The organism is Rudaea sp. 3F27F6 (assembly GCF_005503555.1).
GTDB lineage: Bacteria > Pseudomonadota > Gammaproteobacteria > Xanthomonadales > Rhodanobacteraceae > Rudaea.
In genome coordinates this window covers 277988-296536 of record NZ_SCNG01000002.1, presented here as the reverse complement: position 1 = coordinate 296536, position 18549 = coordinate 277988, and the positions used below count along the sequence as shown (strand labels likewise).

Genomic DNA, 18549 nt, shown 5'->3' with positions numbered 1-18549 from the left:
CGGATTCCCCAATCCCCGCTGAATGGTTTTCCGCACCGGCAAGTCGCCGCATGAAATCCATTACTACTGGCGCTTACGCATGCAACTTTTTGTCGGGAAACTGCATCCATGATCAAGCTAGGGAGGCTTGGAGCATATCGCCGGGATTTTTGCCGCACGATTGGGTCCGATCGGATGCGGCAACGGTAGCGTCCGAATCCGACGACAGAGATCCTGGCTACTCGCAGCCATTAACTCATCAACCCTGGGGAATCGTCCGACGAAAGACTCTTCGGACCATGACTTCTGGGGGATTGTTAAAAACTTAGTGATGTAGTTAAGTATAACACCATAGCAATCCCTGTTTTTTCATCCTTGTCCCGTTCTTCACATCCCTATGAAAATAAAGAAAAATCTGCTTAGCATGGCGTTGGCTCTTGGCGGAGCCGGCCTGCTTTCCCTGTCGCTTTCAGGTTGCGGCAGCAGCAATTCGGCGCAGGCCAAGGACACCAAGGACGCGAAGCCCGAGGTCGTCAATGCGGTGCCGGTCGAGACGGCCAAGGCGAGCCGCGGCCAGATTGCGGCGAGCTACAACGGCACCGCGACGCTGACCGCCGACCACGAAGCGCAGGTCGCGGCGAAAACCTCGGGTGTGCTGATCAAATTGTTCGTCGAGGAAGGGCAGGCGGTCAAAGCGGGACAGGTGCTCGCCCAGCTCGAACAGGACACGGCGCGGGCGAAACTGGCGCAGGCCGCGGCGCAGATGCGCAAGGCCGATGCGAGCTTCACGTACAACGAGAAGGCGATCCAGAAACAGCTGATCGCGCAAAAGGATTTCGACCAGGCCAAGTACGACATGCAGAACCTGCGTGCGGCGTACGAGGAAGCGCGTCTGAACCTGCAGTTCACCACGATCACCGCGCCGGTCGACGGCGTCATCGCCGAGCGTTCGGTCAAGCTCGGTAACTTGATCCAGGTCAATCAGAATCTGTTCCGCATCGTCGGTATGGACCCGCTGCAGGCCGTGCTCAACGTGCCTGAGCGTCAGCTCGGCATCCTGAAATCCGGTCAGCCGGTCACGCTCGAAGCCGATGCACTGCCGGGGCAGAAATTCACCGGCGACATCCTGCGCATCGCGCCGGTGGTTGATTCGGCGAGCGGCACGTTCCGCGTGACCAGCGAATTCCACGACAAGACCGGCACGCTCAAGCCCGGCATGTTCGGCCGCGTCAGCATCGTCTACGACCAGCGCGCCGATGCGCTCACCGTGCCGCGCTCCGCGCTCGTCGAAGAAGACGGCGAGACCGCAGTGTTTGTCGTCGAGAAAGGCGTGGACAAACCGGCCGATGCGAAGAAAGACGGCGACAAGAAGGACGATGCGAAGAAGTCCGACGCCAAGGTCGCCGATGCGGGCAAGGGCGACGACAAGAAGCCGGCCGCGCCGGGTCTCGTCGCTCACCGCAAGCTGGTCAAGATCGGCTACAGCGACGGCGACAAGGTCGAGATCCGCTCCGGCATCGACGAGGGCACGCAGGTCATCACGGTCGGCCGCAACGCAGTGCGTGACGGCACGGCGGTGCAGGTGCTCAATGCCGAGAAGGACAAGCAGATCGCGCAGACGAAGACCGACGGAGCCAAAGGGTGAATATCGTCGAGATCGCGACGCGCCGACGCGTAACCGTCGGCATGGTCACGCTGACCTTTGTTTTATTCGGCCTCATCGCGCTGCTCGGCCTCAAGGTCAATCTGCTGCCGGATCTGACCTACCCGACGCTGACGGTGCGCACCGAATATGAAGGCGCGGCGCCGCTGGAAATCGAGAACCTGATTTCGCAGCCGGTCGAGGAAGCGATCGGCGTGGTCAAGAACCTGCGCAAGATCCACTCGGTCTCGCGCACGGGCCAGTCCGACGTGATCCTCGAGTTCGCCTGGGGCACGAATATGGACCAGGCCGGCCTCGACGTGCGCGACAAGCTCGACACGCTGCAGTTGCCGCTCGATGCGAAGAAGCCGGTGCTGCTGCGCTTCAATCCGTCGACCGATCCGATCATGCGCCTGTCGCTCAGCATGGGCGGCGACAGCAAGGGCGACATCAACGAAGCGCAGTTGAAGCAGTTGCGCCGCTTCGCCGACGACGAGTTGAAGAAGCGCCTCGAACCGACTGCCGGCGTCGCCGCGGTCAAGGTCGGCGGCGGTCTCGAAGACCAGGTCGACGTCGACATCGATCAGCAGAAGCTGCGTCAGCTCAATCTCAATATCGCCGACGTGACCAAGCGTCTGACCGACGAGAACGTAAACGTTTCCGGCGGCCGCATCGAAAACGGCTCGCAGCGCTACCTCGTGCGCACAGTCAATCAGTTCACCAATCTCGACGAGATGCGCAACCTGCTCATCAAAGTCGACGGCGGCGTGCCGGTGCGACTCAAGGATATCGCTGAGGTGCGCCAGGGCTTCAAGGAACGCGAAGGCATCGTGCGCGTCGACGGCCACGAGGCGATCGAACTCGCGATCTACAAGGAAGGCGACGGCAATACGGTCAGCGTCGCCGCCGCGGTGAAGAAGCAGCTTGCCAAGTTCAAAGACATCCTGCCGCCGAGCGCCAAGCTCGATACGATCGACGATCAGTCGATCTTCATCCAGTCCTCGCTCGACGACGTGCGCAACGACGCGATCATCGGCGGCGTGCTCGCGATCCTGATCATCTTCTTCTTCCTCGCCGATTCGTGGAGCACGTTCATCATTTCGTTGAGCCTGCCGATCTCGCTCATCACGACCTTCTTCTTCATGGGCCAGGCGGGCGTGAGTCTCAACGTGATGTCGCTCGGCGGCCTCGCGCTCGCCACCGGCATGGTCGTCGACGACTCGATCGTCGTGCTCGAAAACATCGCGCGCATGCGCGAACACGGCGCCAGCATTCTCGAAGCCTCGGTGAAGGGCGCCAAGGAAGTGTCGATGGCGGTCATCGCTTCGACCCTGACCACGGTCGCCGTGTTCTTCCCGCTGGTCTTTGTGCAAGGCGTCGGCGGTCAGTTGTTTCGCGACCAGGCGTTGACGGTCACGTTTGCGATGCTGATTTCGCTGATCGTGGCGATGACTCTGATCCCGATGCTGGCCTCGCTCAAGGGCCGCGCGCCGCTTGCCTACAAGGACGAGCCGCCGTCTCCGGGCTGGCAGCCGACGAGCGGCTTCGGCCGCGGCGTGAAGCGCATCATCTCGCCGATTTCGACCCTGTTCTTCCAGTGGCTACCGCGTATCTTCGCCCTGATTGGATTTGCGATCTTCGGCGTCGTCGGCAAGATCGTCGGCACGGTGCTGCGCGCCGTTGGACGCGTTGTCATGATGCCGTACAACGCCGCCGCGCACGCCTATCACGCGTTCCTGCCCAAAGCGCTGGCGTATCCGTTCGCCGTGCTCGGTTTCGCCACGGCCGCTTTCGTCGCCAGTCTGCTCGTGATTCCGACGCTCGGCATGGACCTGATTCCGCAGCTTGCTCAGGGCCGTTTCGAGATGACGGTGAAGCTGCCGCCGGGCACCGCGCTCATCGACACCGACGCGCTGGTCAAGGAACTCGAAACGGCGAACGCGAAAGATCCGAATATCGAACTGATCTACGGCGTCAGCGGCACCGGCACGCGTCTCGATGCGACGCCGACCGAATCGGGCGAGAACATCGCGCGCCTGCTGGTCGTGCTCAAATCGGGCGTCGGTGAACGAGGCGAACGCGCCGCGACCGACGCGCTGCGTGCAAGCATGAAGACGCATCCCGGTTCCGAAGTGAAGTTCTCGCGGCCGCAGCTCTTCAGCTTCGCGACGCCGCTCGAAATCGAATTGCGCGGCTACGATCTCGTGTCGCTCGAAAAGGCCGGCAAGAAACTGACGAGCCTGATGAACGCGTCGTCGCGTTTTGCCGACGTGAAGTCGACCGTCGAGGGCGGCTATCCGGAAATCCAGATCCGTTTCGATCAGGACCGCGCCGCTGCGCTCGGCCTGACGACGAAACAGGTTGCCGACCAGGTCGTCAACAAGGTCAAGGGTTCGGTGGCGACGCGCTACAGCTTCCGCGACCGCAAGATCGACGTGCTCGTTCGCGCCCAGGAAAATCAGCGCGGCTCGGTCGACGACATCCGCAACCTGATCGTGGGTTACGCGCAATGCAATGCGGCGAACTCGAACAGTGCGAACGGTTCTTCGTCCGCATCGGGCGGCAGTTCGACGACGTCCTCCGCTTCGACGGGCTCGTCCGCTCAGACGAGCGGCACCGGGACCAGCGGCAATACGTCGTCGAGCGGCAGTTCGAACTCGTCGACGAATACCTGCGCGCCGATCCGTCTCTCTTCGGTGGCCGAGGTGGTCTCGACCGTCGGCCCGAGCGAAATCCATCGCATCAGCCAGGAGCGCGTCGCCATCGTTTCGGCGAACCTGCACTACGGCGATCTCGGCACGGCGGTGAACGAAGTGCGCCAGCTCATCCGCGACAACCCGCTTGCGGCCGGCGTGACTACGCATATCGGCGGCCAGAGCGAGGAACTTGACGCTTCGGTGTCGTCGCTGGTCTTCGCGCTCGGCCTCGCGATCTTCCTCGTCTATCTGGTGATGGCGTCGCAGTTCGAGTCGCTGCTGCACCCGTTCGTCATCATGTTCTCGATTCCGCTCGCCTTGGTCGGCGCGGTGCTGGCGCTCAAGCTCACGTTCACGCCGCTCAGTGTGGTCGTGTTCATCGGCTTGATCATGCTCGCGGGCATCGTGGTGAAGAACGCGATCGTGCTGATCGACCGCGTCAACCAGTTGCGCGAAGAGGGTGTCGCCAAGCTCGATGCGATCGCACAGGCGGCCGAGTCGCGCCTGCGTCCGATCACGATGACCACGCTGTGTACGCTGATCGGCTTCCTGCCGCTCGCGATAGGTCTCGGCGACGGTTCCGAAGTACGCGCGCCGATGGCGATCACCGTGATCGGTGGCCTGGCGATATCGACCTTGCTGACCCTGGTCGTGATTCCGGTCGTCTACAACTTGCTCGACCGCCGCAGCGACGCGGCCTACCGCGAGCGCGGCGAGCGCAAGACGAAGGCGGTACTCGAGGAAGCGCCGATTGCACCGCATGGGGCGACATTGTGATCGCGCAAAGAACAAAAGCATTTGCCACGGATGGACACGGATCAAGAGCGATAAACACGGATGGAGCAAAGCCAGGTATTTGCTTTGTCTCTGTCGGCGCGCCTAGAAATTCGCGCCGATCCGCGTCGAATGTTCTTTATGTCGGCTCGGGACCGAACGTATGACGCTTGCCGAAATGAGCCTGAAGCGCCCGGTCACGGCGATCATGCTGTTCGTGTCGATGACCGTGATCGGCCTGATCGCCGCGTTCCGTCTGCCGCTCGAAGCGGAACCCGACGTGCAGTTCCCGTTCATGGCCGTGGACATCCCTTATCCGGGCTCGACGCCGGGTGAGATCGAACGCACGATCACGCGTCCGGTTGAGGAAGCGCTGTCGACGCTGACCGGTGTGCAGCGCATGCGCTCGGTCACGCGTGCGGATGGCGCCGACATCTTCATCCAGTTCAAGTGGGGTCACGACATCGCGGTCAAGGCGGTCGAGGCGCGCGCGAAGATCGACGCGATCCGCAAGGACCTGCCGAGCGATCTGCAGCGTTACTTCGTGCAGAAATTCTCAAGCTCCGACCGGCCTGTACTCGGCCTGCGAGTTTCCTCGAACCGCGATATGAGCAATTCCTACGAATTGCTCGACCGCAAGGTGAAGCGGCCGCTCGAGCATCTGCCGGGCGTCGCGCGTGTGGAGATCCAGGGCGTATCGCCGAACGAAGTGCAGATCGAGATTTCGTCCGACCGCCTCACCGCGGCCGGCGTCGGTCTCAACGATCTTTACCAGCGCCTGTCGAACGCGAACTTCTCGGCGGCCGGCGGTCTGATCCGCGACGACACGCTGCGCTATCGCGTGCAGCCGGTCGGCGAATGGCACAACATCGGCGAAGTGCGCGATCTCGCGATCAACGACAAAGGCCTGAAGCTCTCCGACATCGCCGACGTGACACTCAAGCCGAAGCGCCTCGACTATGCGCGCCATCTCGATCACCGCCCGGCGATCGCGATCGACATATTCAAAGAGCGCAGCGCGAATCTGGTCGAAGTCGGTCGCTCGGTCAACAAGGAGATGGAGCGCATCAGCCAGGACCCGGAGATGAGCGGTATCCAGCTCTACTTCATCCAGAACCAGGCCGAGGGCGTGACCGACAGCCTGTCGCAGCTGACCAAGGCCGGCATCGAGGGCACGCTGCTTTCGATCATCGTGCTGTTCTTCTTCCTGCGCGACTGGCCGTCCACGCTGATGGTCTCGCTCGCGATCCCGATTTGTTTCATCATCACTCTTGGCTGCATGCAGATGCTCGGGATGACGCTCAACATCCTGTCGATGATGGGCCTTCTGCTCGCGGTCGGCATGCTCGTCGACAACGCGGTCGTCGTCGTCGAAAGCATCTACCAGTACCGCGAAAAATATCCCGACAAGCCGTGGTATTGCGCGGTGCAAGGCACCCAGGTCGTCGGCATTGCGATCGCGGCGGGCACGCTGTCGAGCATCATCGTGTTCCTGCCGATGGTGCTCGGCGAGAAGAGCGGCGTCACCATTTATCTGACCCAGGTCGCGGTGGCGATGGCGATCGCGCATCTGGCCTCGTGGCTGGTCGCGGTCAGCCTTGTGCCGATGCTGTCGGCGAAGCTGCCGCCGCCGAAGTTCATCGGCAAGCTCGGCTTGATTCACTCGATGCAGGATGCCTATGCGCGCACGATCGCAGCGACCCTGCGCCATCGCCGCTGGACCGTATTCGGTCTGCTCGGCTTGCTGCTCGTCAGCTTCATTCCGGCGTTCAATACCAAGTTCGACATGTTTCCGTCGAACGATTCCAAGCAATTGCATCTGGAGTACCAGCTCAACGCTCTGTACACCTTGCCCGAATTGAAGAAGTCGATCGAGACGGTCGAGGCGTACTTCGAGGAACACCGTAAAGAGTTCAAGATCAAGAACATCTACAGCTTCTACAACGAACAGGGCAATGCGATGACCAACATCCTGTTCGACGAGAAGCAGGAGCGCGATCCCAATCTTACGGAAACGATCCGCAAGGGTTTGCCGAAGGTGCCGATCGGCGAGGTGACGCTCGGCTTCAACGGCGGCAACGGCAACAGCGATCCGTCGATCCAGCTTTCGCTCAACGGCGATTCGAGTACGGTGCTGCGCGACCTTTCGGCGACGGTGATTCCGATCCTGCAGAGCGTGCCCGGCCTGCGCGACGTGCGCTCGACCGAAGACAGCGGCAATCGCGAGCTGGCCGTGCGTGTCGATCGCGAAAAAGCAAAGTCGTACGGATTCAGTGCGAGCGACGTGGCTCAGTTCGTCGCGATTGCGCTGCGCGGCATGCAGTTGAAGGACTTCCACGGCGGCGACACGCCGATCCCGGTCTGGCTGCGCTTCCAGGGCAGCGACGCGCAAAGCCTGGATTCGTTGTCCGACTACAAGCTGCGCCGCCCCGACGGCACACAGATTCCGCTGATGTCGATGGTCGACGTGCAGACGCGCAACGCAGCGTCCGTGGTCGAGCGCGACAGCCGTCAGACCTCGTTCGGAATCAAGGCCAATCTCGCCCCCGGTGCCACGCTCGACGAAGTGCGCAAGGGCGTCGATGCGGTGATGAAGAACGTGCAGATGCCGCCCGGCTACCGCTGGAGCTACGGCGAAAACTTCGACCGCGATGACGAAGCGGGCAACACGATGATGATCAACACGCTCGTCGCGCTGGTGCTCGTCTACGTGGTCATGTGCGCGATGTTCGAGTCGCTGATCTATCCGGCGGCGATCCTGACCACGTTCGCGTTCTCGGTCTTCGGCGTGTTCTGGACGTTCTGGCTTACCGGTACGACGTTCTCGATCATGGCCTCGATCGGCGTGCTGATTCTCATGGGGGTGATCGTCAACAACGGCATTGTGATGATCGTGCACATCAATCAGCTGCGCCACGACGGCATGGATCGACGCGAGGCCTTGATCCAAGGCGCGCGCGATCGTCTGCGTCCGATCCTGATGACGATGGGCACAGCGATCCTCGGCATGGTGCCGCTGTGCTTCGGCCGCACCGGTATCGGCGGCGACGGGCCGCCGTACTATCCGATGGCGCGCGCAATCGCCGGCGGCCTGTTCTTCTCGACCGTGGTGAGCCTGATCGTGCTGCCGACGATCTACTCCCTGCTCGACGACATGAGCCAATGGGCGAAGCGCGTGCTGCGCGATGCGCGCGAGCGCCGCTGGCCGCGCCTGCGCGCCGCGTGAAGCAACCGATCGCATTCGACACGTATCAATGGGGATAGGGGCGTGATGGGGTAGGGATAAAGCGTATGGCGGTCTTTGCTTTATTCGTGCTTACGCTCTTTAGTCCGCATTGATCCGTGTCGACAATTCCCTTTTCGAGATCGCGGCATGACACTCGCCGAAATGAGCCTGAAACGCCCCGTCACCGTCATCATGGTGTTCGTGTCGATGATGGTCGTCGGTCTGATTGCCGCGTTCCGCTTACCGCTCGAGGCGATGCCCGACGTCCAGTTTCCCTTCATGTGCGTGGACGCGCCGTATCCCGGTTCGACGCCGAGCGAAGTCGAGCGCACGATCACGCGGCCGATCGAGGACGCGCTGTCGACTCTGACCGGGATCAAGAACATGAATTCGAGCTCGGGGCCGGAAGGCTCGCAGATCTGCTTCGAGTTCAAGTGGGGACAGGACGCGACGATCAAGGCGGTCGAGGCGCGCAACAAGATCGATGCGATCCGCGCCGATCTGCCGAGCGATCTGCGCCGCTTCAAAGTGCAGAAGTGGGCGACTGCCGACCAGGCCGTGCTCGGCATGCTGATTTCGTCGGGCCGCGATCTCAACAACGCCTACGAATTGCTCGACCACCAGCTCAAGCGTCCGCTTGAACGCGTGCCGGGCGTCGCACGCGTGCGCCTGTTCGGCGTGCAGCAGCGCGAAGTGCAGATCGAGATTTCCTCGGACCGCCTGACCGCGGCCGGGGTCAGCCTCAACGAGTTGTACGACAAGCTTTCGACCGCGAACTTCTCCGCCTCGGCTGGCTTGGTCAAGGACGGCGATCTGCGCTATCACGTGCAGCCGCAGGGCGAGTGGCGCAGCGTCGAGGACATCCGCTCCCTCGCGATCAACGATCGCGGCCTCAAGCTTGGCGATATCGCCGACGTCACTTTGAAGCCGGAACGCAAGGACTACGACCTGCGCCTCGATCAGCGCCCTTCGGTGATCCTCAAGGTATACAAAGAGCGACAGGCCAATCTCGTCGATACCGTGCACAGCGTCTGGGCCGAAATCGACCGCATCCAGAAATCCGGTCAAATCGGCGATCTCAAGCTGATCGCGTTCGACGATCAGGCTGCCGGCGTCACCGACAGTCTCAAGCAGCTTAGCCAGGCCGGGCTCGAAGGCACCTTGTTGTCGGTCATCGTGCTGTTTTTCTTTTTGCGCGACTGGCCGTCGACGCTGATGGTTTCGCTCGCGATTCCGATCTGTTTCATCATCACCCTGGGCTGCATGCAGATGTTCGGCGTCACCCTGAACATTCTGTCGATGATGGGCCTTTTGCTCGCGGTCGGTATGCTCGTCGACAACGCTGTCGTCGTCGTCGAAAGCATCTACCAATATCGCGAGAAGTATCCCGACAAACCTTGGTACTGCGCGGTGCAGGGCACGCAGATCGTCGGCATCGCGATCGCCGCGGGCACCCTCGCGAGCATCATCGTGTTCCTGCCGATGGTGCTGCGCGAAAAGAACGAGATCAGCATTTATCTGACCCAGGTCGCGGTGGCGATGGCGATCGCTCACCTGGCTTCATGGCTGGTCGCCGTGAGCCTCGTGCCGATGTTGTCCGCGCGGCTGCCGCCGCCGAAATTCATCGGCCGCAAGACCGTCATCACGCGCGCCCAGGAAGGCTACGGAAAACTGATCGCGTTGACCCTGGCGCACCGGCGCTGGACCGCGCTCGGCGTGATCGCGCTGATGGTCGTCAGTTTCGTGCCGATCACGCAGACCAAGGTGGACATGAACGGCGGCGGCAATTCCAAGTTCGTGTTCATGCGCATGAACTACAACGGGCTGTACAACCTGCGCGAGCTGCGCGAGAGCTATTCGCGCATCGAAAACTGGTTGAACGAGCGCCGCCAGGAACTGAAGATCAAGAGCATCTACGACTTCTACAACGAGACGGGAGACAGCGAGATGATTGTCTTCCTCGAGGACAAGGCCGACAGCAACGTGCTCGCCGAGGCGCTGCGCAAGAACCTGCCGAAAGTGCCGGTCGGCGAAGTGACGATCGGATTCGGCGGCGGAGGCGGGCAGGGCAGCGGCGTGCCGACGGTCGGCATCAATCTGACCGGCGATTCGGGCGCGCAACTGCGCGAACTCGGCGACAGCGTCATCCCGATCCTGCGCAGCCTGCCGAGTCTGCGCGACGTACGCGCTTCACAGAACAACGGCAACCAGGAACTTTCGGTGCGCATCGACCGGCAGAAAGCCAAGACGATGGGCTTCTCGGCGAGCGACATTGCCCAGTACATCGGCATCGCGCTGCGCGGCTTCCAGCTCAAGGACTTCCATGGCGGCGAAGGGCAGATCCCGGTCTGGCTGCGCTTCGCCGGCAGCGACACGCAAAGTCTCGACAAGCTTTCCGAGTTCAAACTGCGCCGCGCCGACGGGACTCAGGTGCCGCTGATGTCGATGGTCGATGTCTCGACCAACAATGCCGCGGCGACGATCGACCGCAACAATCGCCAGACGACTCTCGGCATCGTCGCCAACTTCGCCGAAGGCAAGACACCTGAAGATGCGCGCAAGGACATCGAGGCGGCGATGAGCAAGATGGAACTGCCGCCGGGATACAAATGGAGTTTCGGCCAGAATTTCGACCGCGAGGACGAAGCCGGCAGCACGATGTTGTGGAACACGCTGATCGCGCTCGTGCTCGTCTACGTGGTCATGTGCGCGATGTTCGAATCGCTGATCTATCCGGCAGCGATTCTGACCACGTTCCTGTTTTCCATCCTCGGCGTGTTCTGGCTGTTCTGGATTACCGGCACGACGTTTTCGATCATGGCTTCGATCGGCGTGCTGATTTTGATGGGCGTTGTGGTCAACAACGGCATCGTCATGATCGTGCACATCAATCAACTGCGTCACGACGGTTTGGATCGGCGCGTCGCGCTCGTGCAGGGCGCGAAGGACCGCCTGCGCCCGATCCTGATGACGATGGGCACCGCCATCCTCGGCATGCTGCCGCTGTGCCTCGGCAGTGCCGCGATCGGCGGCGACGGACCGCCGTACTATCCGATGGCGCGGGCGATCGCAGGCGGCCTGATTTTCTCCACGCTGATCAGTCTGCTCGTGCTGCCGACGATCTACTCGCTGCTCGACGACGCGAGCCTGTGGGCCAAGCGCGTCCTGCGCGACGCGCGCGTGCGCCGCTGGCGCCCGGCGTAACGATCCGCCGCAGGCGCACCAGCAAAGAAGAACTCGCCGCGTCGCCGATAAGAAATCCGATGCGCATCGGCCGACTCCGCCGAGTGCGCTTGCGCTCGTCGTGAGACGGGAGCCGGTTCGCTTTCACGCCTTCGATCCGTTCGACGACTTTCCGATGGCGCAGGGTCGTGGCGTATCGCTGCGCCGGTTTCGTCACCGCGGTGACAAATCGGCATGAGCCGGTGACGCGCCGGTGATGATCGCGGTCTACGGTTATCCCGTCGATCGCACAGCGGGCGACCAAAGCAATTGCTCTCCATTGTGTGATCGATTTCCCAATCAATCAACGGAGTTCACATCATGGCTTTTCCCGACGGTCACTACACTAACGTGCATGTCTATCCGATCAACGGCGGCGGCGGTTCGCTGAGCAACGGCACCGGAACTTCCTTGAACGGCACTTTCTCCTGCGGCCAGTTCGACAAGTCCGACTTGCCTTCGACGGACAAGAAGTTCCACTACAAGATCACCGCCAAGCACGACAACGGCAAGTCGTACGAATCCGCACCGATGCAGTGCTGGCACGCCGGTGCGACGTCGGACTTCAAGGACGCGCAATAACTCCTGCGCCGACGCAGATCCACAGGGGCGCGGAGCGGCGTCCGTTCGCCGCGCATCTGGGTTTCACCCGTTCGTAGTGCCGCATACGACGTACACCGCGCCATCGTGCGCATCCAACTTCCATCTTCGTTGCATAGAGGACTTTCGCCATGCCTAGCTACAGACTTCAGCTTCTCATCGACAAAGAAGTGCTGCCGATCATCAAGGGCGCGGGCCAGCGCATCACGCTCGCCAAGCCGGTCAACAGCAGCTCGCCCAACGTGATCTGGCAATCGATCGATCCGTTCGTCAGCACCGAAGTTCAGTGGGACGAGCAGTACGGAATCTACGCGTCCACCGTGCAGATGACGGACGGAGCGACGATCACGAAGATGTCCGAGACGGACATCCCCGCGGTCGACGGCGCCTACTATTCGTTCACGAGCGCGACGGTGTTCACCGGGCCGTTCGGCGGTGGCAGCGTGCCCAAGGGCTCGTACAAGGCCAACAACGACGTCCCGTTCAGTTCGTATCCGGCGCTGACTTTCGGCCTAACGCAGACGGCATTGATCAATCAGCAGCCGGCCGACCGCAAGCCGATTTCGGCGACGCCCGTGCTCGCGACCCAGTCGGCCATGATGACGCCGTTCACCAACATCTACATCTGGCTGCAGTCGACATTCAAGAGTGAGACGATCATCACTCAAATCACCGGCAACTACAGTGTCGCCAAGTTCGGCGGTTCGGTCACCGATCTCGTACTCAAGTACGATCCGAACCTCGGCATCTTCGCGCCGGCGTCGAAGGGTACGGCGTTGCTGCAGGAAGACAGCGAGCTGGTGACTTTGCATACCAATCTTCTACACTGATTGCGATCAAGTCCGTGTTCCGCGCCGTTCACCGGCGCGGAACTTTTTTTCCAGCCAATCCGGGGCACGCCATGTTCAAGCTGATCGCGGAAATTTCCAGCACCGATTTACCGACGATCTACGCGGCGAACGAAGTCATCGTGCTGGTCAAGAACGTCGGTGCGGGCAAGCCGGTGGTCTGGGCCGCGGCTCAGCCGATGATGTCGACCGAACTGAGCTGGGCCGACGACTACATGTTGTTCGCATCGAGTTCGTCGAGCACGGGCAACGGCACGATGACGTCGATGACGACGACTTCAGCGATCGGAGGTTACGGCTATCCATTCGCGCTCAGCGGTTTCGGCAGCGGCACGCGCAGGCAGGATCTCGGCAGCAACCAGTATCGTGTCGACAACACGGTGCCGGCGGCGCAGTTGCCTTTTCTGTTGTTCGGACTGGCTCAGACGATCAACGTCAACGGCAATGCGTCGAGTACGGCATTGCCGCTCAACGCGGAGACGGTGCCGGCGATGCAATCGACGATACAGAACGCGAGCGACAATGTGACGATCTGGCTGCAGAGCGGAGTGAGCGCCGGCCAAGTGATCAACGTGTCAGCGTCGGCTTCGCTGATGAGCATGAGCGGCAAGCTCGTCGTGCCGTTCGCCGGCGGCGTTTCGACGAGAACCGTGCGCTATTCGTCGGCCAGCGGCCGCTTCGAGTTGGTGTCTTAGCGCAGCCGCTGCGCGCGGCGACGCGGCGATTGCGGTTTTAGCGCAAACGCGATGTCACGATAGCAGCGGCGGAGCGTGGTCCACGGCCGTTTGCAGCACGTAGCCCAAGTTGCGCTCGGTGCAAATCATCCCGGCAGGCACGCCCACAGAACGCAGGCGCCGCCGCAGCCTGGACACGCGCATGTCGATGCTGCGGTCGAACACCGCTTCGCCGCTGCCGTGCAGCCCCGAAATCAAGCGTTCACGCGTCAGCACGCGCTGCGGCGATTCGACGAACATCGTGAGCAGGCGTCCTTCGGCAAGAGTGAGGCGCACCGACTTCTGCTGCGGACCGTGCACGCGGCGCTCGGCCGTATCGAAGACGCAGTCGGCGAATCGGTAGCAGGCTGCCTTTCCTTTGCCTGCATGCCTCATTCGCCGCAGCAGGGCGCGCACCCGGGCGACCAGTTCGAGCTGCCGCGGCGGCGCCGCGATGAAGTCGTCGCTGCCGGCCTCGAGCGTCGCGATGCAGCAGGTTTCGTCCGAATCGTCGCCGAGCACGAGCAAAGGCAGATCGTGTTCGTGGCGAATCCGCGAAACGGCGATTGCCGGATCGTCCGCGCGGGCGACGTCCAGAATCGCGAGCGCGGCTTCGCCACGCGCCAGCCTCGGCAATGCTTCGCCGACGTCGGTGAAAATCGTCACTTCGAAACCGCGGCGTTGAAGTGCAGCACGCAAAGTGGCGCGTAGTTCGAAGTCCGTGCTGATCAACGCGATGCGAGTCACGGTTCGTTCCCTGAGTCCCTGTGCGCTCCGTGGAACGGGCACTCCGGAAACTTAGCTCGCGCCCGTGCGGTATTTCCTTCTAAAAACCTTACGGCGGCGGAAAATGGGCACGGCGTCGACTATGTGCGCAAGCGAGGCGAAGTTCGCCAACCGGCCGGCACAAGAAGCTGCGTGCAAACCTACACCGCCGAGCGCAGCGTATCGAAGAATTCGTGCGAATTCCACCAACAAGACCTGATCCCATCGGCAAGAAGGAGGCCGGCGACGCTCGCCGTGGCGGATGCGGGGCGGTCGCCCGCCGCCGCTCAGGGCAAGGTTTCGATCGCCGCGGTCGCCGCGCGCACGAAACGCTGTTCCAACTCGGCGGGCTGAGCCGCCTGGGCGAACCAGATCTGCATCAGACGCGCCAGTTCGGATTCCGGCGTCGCCGCACCGCGATCGCGCATGCGCGAGGCCAGGCGCTGCACTTGGAAGCTCATGCGGCGTTGACGATCCTCGGCCGGCGTTTCGATGCCGGCGAAGAATTCGAATTCGACGAGCAGATCGCGCGCTGCCATCTCGCTGGCTTCGTCCGCCGCTGTCGGTTGCGAGCTTGCGCGCGCGAACCGGCCTTCGAGAGACTTGGCGAATTCGGCCGGAACCGCGGGTTCGTTGAACTGCGGTGCGACCGCTTCGATCGTCTGCGTTCCGGTTTCGACGGAACGCAGCAGCGCGTATTTGTCCATCGCCAAGGTATAGCGCAGCAAACGCTTGCGCCGCACCGCGCCTTGCAGGCCAGACTCGATGACGCCGTGGGCTTTGCGATAGCGCTGCTCGAAGGCATGGTCGACGGACGCGAGCGCCTGCCAGCGCGTATCGAGATCGCGCAGTTTGGATTTCATTTCTTCGGCCGGCAACGCGCCGTCATCGCGCAAGGTTTCAATCTCGCCGAGCAGAGCCTCCGCCTGCGCGCGCAGCGCCGTGGCCTCGTCGTCGCGCTGCTTGCGCGCGGCGTCGAGCTGGCCGAAGGCGGCGTCGATCGCACCGCGGAATTCGTTCCACAGACGTTGGTCGCTGCCACGGCGGCCGTGACCGAGCGCCGTCCACTGCTGCTGCAGTTCGCGCGCGTCACGCGCGATGCTACGGCCGTCATTTTGCTGCTGCAACGCTGCGGCGCGAACGATCAGGCGCTTCTTCGCCGCTTCGACGTCGTCTGCATGTGCGTCGAGCCGCGGTGTGAGGCTCGCGATCGCATCCTTGATCTGTTTGGCGAGTGCGGTACGCGAGCGCGGATCGACGCCGTCCAGCGAGCGCAGCGCGTCGCCGAGTTTCTGGCGCAGTTGTCCGGCGGCTTTCCAATCGGCGATTTCGGCCAACAGCGCGGCGGCGTCCTGGAGCAATTTCTCCACTTCGCCCGTGTGCCCTTTGCGCAGTTCGCTGCGTTTGTCGAAATACGCCTTGGCCGGCTTCAGCGCGCGATGACAGAGCGCCTGGAAGCGGCGCGCCAGACTCGATTCGGCCTTTGCGGTGATACCTTCGGAGGCGTCGAGCCGTTGCCATTCCTCGCGCGCCTCGCGTATGCGCAGGGCCAGCGCATCGGGATGCAGCCCGGACTGTGCGAGCTGCCCAACGTCCTCACAGAGCATTTCGCGGCGACGGCGGTTGGCCCAGGACTGTTGCTGTTTGAGTTCGGCGTAGTGCTCGTGCAGCGGCGTCAATTTCGTTTCGAGCGATGCCGGCAGCGGCACGACCATCGCGGTCAGATTGAGCAGGCGATCGTGCATGGCGTGCGCGGCGGAAACTGTGCCGGCTTCGATCACTGTGGTGTACTGCGGCAGCAGCTCTTCGATCTCGCGCAAGTGTGAGCGGCGCAGTTCGCGCTCGCGCTGCGCTTCGGCCGCGGCATTTGCGAGTGCCGCATCGAAGCGCGCCTGCGAAGCGAGCATCTCGGGTGTCGGCGCGGCCGGTTCGGCCGCCACGACCTCGACGGTCTCCGCTTGCACCGGCGCTGCGACTTCGCGCACCGGCGGATTCAGCACGTTGATTTTCGTTTGTCTTACCAGCGCGTCGGCACCGCAGTAGCGCGCGAGCAAATCGGTCGGAATGGCATTGCCGAGTGCGTTCCATTCACGCACGATCGCCTCGTAGACCGTTTCGCTGTGCGCCGGCGAACGCACCAGCGCTTCCATGCGTTCGCACAACGCCCGTGCTTTCTGTCCGACGGCGGCGGCATCGCCACGGCCGATGCGTTGCGTCTCGACCAATTCTCGCGCGCGCCGGTTGACGGCCTTGTCGGTCTTGCGCGCGCGTTCGGCGATGCGTTCCAGCGTGGCCGCATCGTCGATGCGTTCGAGCACGGCGAGACGGATCGCCGGATCGGGGTCGGTCACGGCGCGCTCGGCGAGCAGGGCAGGCCGTGTCACCCGTTCGAGTGCGTTCGCGCGCAGATCGCGGTCGGTCGCGCGTGTGGCGACGCGCTCCATCTCTTCCGCGTTCAGCGTGTCGAGTTCGGCGATGCGGCGCGGCAGCGCCGGTACGCGTGCATCGTTGGAGCAGAGCAGGGTCAGATAGGCATTGCGCGCGGTGCGGCGCAGCTCGGCATCGGCATCGCCGGTCGAACGCTCGCGCCACGCCTCGTAGTCATCGAGACGCTTGAGTGCGGCAAGGCGCACGCCCGCATCGGCATCGGCGCGTACGAGTTGCGGTAGCGCGGCGACGAGGTCCGGGTCGTTGCCCGACGTGACGGCCGTGCGGCGCACGTCGGCGTTCTTGTCCTGCCATTTGGGTTTGAACAACAGGCGGGCGAGATTCATATCAGCTTGCTCAGGATGCGAATGCCGGCGAGATATTCGCCGAGGACCATGCCGAAATTGCTCAGCAGGAAGACCAGCAGGGTGCGCGAAACGCGGTTCTTCCACCAGCCGCGCCAGTCGATCACGTCGTCGCGCAGCGACTCGAAATCGGCGACGCGCGGCCGGCGCAGCGACATCTCGACCGCCGCGGTAACCGCGCCGACCGGCACGAGCGGACGAAACGGCTTGAGCGGGCCGACGACGAACGCGGTCAATGCGCTGAGCGGATGTGCGCCGCCGAGCAGGGCGCCGAGTGCGGCGAGGCCGCCGGTGAACAGCACCCAGACCTTGATCGCCTCGACGCCGAAATGCGCACCGCGCGTGAAGGTGTAGGCGATCGCGGCGATGATCACCGCGAGCACGCCGAGGCCGATCCATTTCGGCCATTGCGACGGTGGCGTCGTCGCATTGAGCGACTGGGTCAGCGTCGCCGGATCGTCCTGCTGCACGCCGATCTCGCGCGTCATGCCGGCGAGATGGCCCGCGCCGATCACGGCGAGGACGCGCTTGACCGGCGTTCCGAATTGTTGCGCCTTCGCGCTTTCCTCGCGCAGGCGCGCCGACATGAAGCTGTCGCGCTCGGCGATCAGGCTGCGGAACAACGGCTCGGACTGCTCGGCAAATTCGCTGAACGCGCTTTGCAGCATGTCGCCTTGCTTGAGTTTCTCGATATCGGCTTCGGCGACTTCGCCGCGCTCGAACAGGCTCGCGGTCAGGCCGCCGAGAATGCCGAAGCGTTCGAGAAAGCCGACGCTGCGATACGCACGCTTGAGCGTCGTGCTGACTTCGCGGTCGATCAGCCAGACCGGCTTGTGCTGCGCTTCGGCGAGCTCGGCCGCGGTTTTCATTTCCTCGCCCGGCTCGATGCCGAACTGCTCGGCGAGGCGGCGCTGATACGCCGACAGGGCGAGGTTCGCCGCGACCATGCCGGCCTTGCCCTGGCGGATGATCTGCAGCAGGTCGAGATTGCGCCAGGCTTCGCGGTCGCGCAGTGCGCGGTAGCGCGTGTCGCAGAGTTCAATCGCGATCGCGTCGAAGTTTTCCGTTCCGATCAGTTCCTGCACGGCGGCGACCGAGGCGCGCGAGACGTGCGCCGTGCCGAGCAGGGTGTATTCGACGCCGTCGCGCGTGATGCGCGCCAGCGGCTGGGCTTGCAGCGACGAATCTGTTTCGTCGGTGGCGGTCGGGGCGGGTGTTGCGAGATTGGATTCGCTCATCATCGGTTGCTTTGTCGGATCGTGATTGCCCTTTGCCAGTGGGAATTCTTTTCG

At 62.9% G+C, this 18549-nt stretch carries 9 protein-coding genes and 2 pseudogenes; 8 read left to right on the top strand and 3 right to left on the bottom strand.

All coding sequences use genetic code 11. The features are described from left to right. Window positions 1-376 precede the first annotated feature (376 nt). From FFS30_RS09150 to FFS30_RS09120, 8 genes and pseudogenes are all read left to right on the top strand, one after another. Entirely contained in the window at window positions 377-1624 is a 1248-nt protein-coding gene (locus tag FFS30_RS09150) for an efflux RND transporter periplasmic adaptor subunit (protein ID WP_137912841.1), read from the top strand. Next, window positions 1621-4119, top strand: a pseudogene (locus FFS30_RS09145) (efflux RND transporter permease subunit); the annotation flags it as partial. The gene FFS30_RS09150 and the pseudogene FFS30_RS09145, both read left to right, overlap by 4 nt. Window positions 4120-4299: 180 nt before the next feature. After that, window positions 4300-5094, top strand: a pseudogene (locus tag FFS30_RS24500) (efflux RND transporter permease subunit); the annotation flags it as partial. 160 nt (window positions 5095-5254) lie between these two features. Beyond that, window positions 5255-8317, top strand: coding sequence for an efflux RND transporter permease subunit (locus FFS30_RS09140; protein ID WP_137912839.1), 3063 nt, complete (start codon window positions 5255-5257; stop codon window positions 8315-8317). Window positions 8318-8464: 147 nt separating this feature from the next. After that, entirely contained in the window at window positions 8465-11521 is a 3057-nt protein-coding gene (locus tag FFS30_RS09135; RefSeq protein ID WP_137912838.1) for an efflux RND transporter permease subunit, read from the top strand. Window positions 11522-11860: 339 nt separating this feature from the next. Next, window positions 11861-12121, top strand: a complete 261-nt coding sequence (locus FFS30_RS09130) for a hypothetical protein (protein WP_137912837.1) — start codon at window positions 11861-11863, stop codon at window positions 12119-12121. Window positions 12122-12270: 149 nt separating this feature from the next. Beyond that, a complete protein-coding gene (locus FFS30_RS09125) occupies window positions 12271-12969 on the top strand; it encodes a hypothetical protein (protein ID WP_212742447.1) in 699 nt (232 codons plus the stop codon). Between the two features lie 71 nt (window positions 12970-13040). Further along, window positions 13041-13682 (top strand): hypothetical protein, encoded by a 642-nt coding sequence (locus FFS30_RS09120; RefSeq protein WP_137912836.1) that lies wholly within the window; start codon window positions 13041-13043, stop codon window positions 13680-13682. A 54-nt stretch (window positions 13683-13736) separates the two neighbouring features. Here FFS30_RS09120 and FFS30_RS09115 read toward each other — a convergent pair whose 3' ends face one another. The 3 genes from FFS30_RS09115 to FFS30_RS09105 form a co-directional block, all read right to left on the bottom strand. Next, window positions 13737-14447 carry a response regulator transcription factor gene (locus FFS30_RS09115; RefSeq protein ID WP_171014539.1) on the bottom strand — a complete coding sequence of 237 codons (711 nt, stop codon included), beginning with the start codon at window positions 14445-14447 and terminating at the stop codon, window positions 13737-13739. 305 nt (window positions 14448-14752) lie between these two features. Then, entirely contained in the window at window positions 14753-17239 is a 2487-nt protein-coding gene (locus FFS30_RS09110; RefSeq protein WP_137912834.1) for a DUF349 domain-containing protein, read from the bottom strand. Beyond that, entirely contained in the window at window positions 17236-18495 is a 1260-nt protein-coding gene (locus tag FFS30_RS09105) for a TraB/GumN family protein (protein WP_137912833.1), read from the bottom strand. Before FFS30_RS09105 ends, FFS30_RS09110 begins: the two co-directional genes overlap by 4 nt. Between the last annotated feature and the right edge of the window lie 54 nt (window positions 18496-18549).

What these genes read in the sequence shown, in the direction of transcription:
- FFS30_RS09150 (WP_137912841.1), top strand. Translation starts at nt 377, where the DNA reads ATGAAAATAAAGAAAAATCTGCTTAGCATGGCGTTGGCTCTTGGCGGA.
- FFS30_RS09140 (WP_137912839.1), top strand. Translation starts at nt 5,255, where the DNA reads ATGACGCTTGCCGAAATGAGCCTGAAGCGCCCGGTCACGGCGATCATG.
- FFS30_RS09135 (WP_137912838.1), top strand. Translation starts at nt 8,465, where the DNA reads ATGACACTCGCCGAAATGAGCCTGAAACGCCCCGTCACCGTCATCATG.
- FFS30_RS09130 (WP_137912837.1), top strand. Translation starts at nt 11,861, where the DNA reads ATGGCTTTTCCCGACGGTCACTACACTAACGTGCATGTCTATCCGATC.
- FFS30_RS09125 (WP_212742447.1), top strand. Translation starts at nt 12,271, where the DNA reads ATGCCTAGCTACAGACTTCAGCTTCTCATCGACAAAGAAGTGCTGCCG.
- FFS30_RS09120 (WP_137912836.1), top strand. Translation starts at nt 13,041, where the DNA reads ATGTTCAAGCTGATCGCGGAAATTTCCAGCACCGATTTACCGACGATC.
- FFS30_RS09110 (WP_137912834.1), bottom strand. Translation starts at nt 17,239, where the DNA reads ATGAATCTCGCCCGCCTGTTGTTCAAACCCAAATGGCAGGACAAGAAC.
- FFS30_RS09105 (WP_137912833.1), bottom strand. Translation starts at nt 18,495, where the DNA reads ATGAGCGAATCCAATCTCGCAACACCCGCCCCGACCGCCACCGACGAA.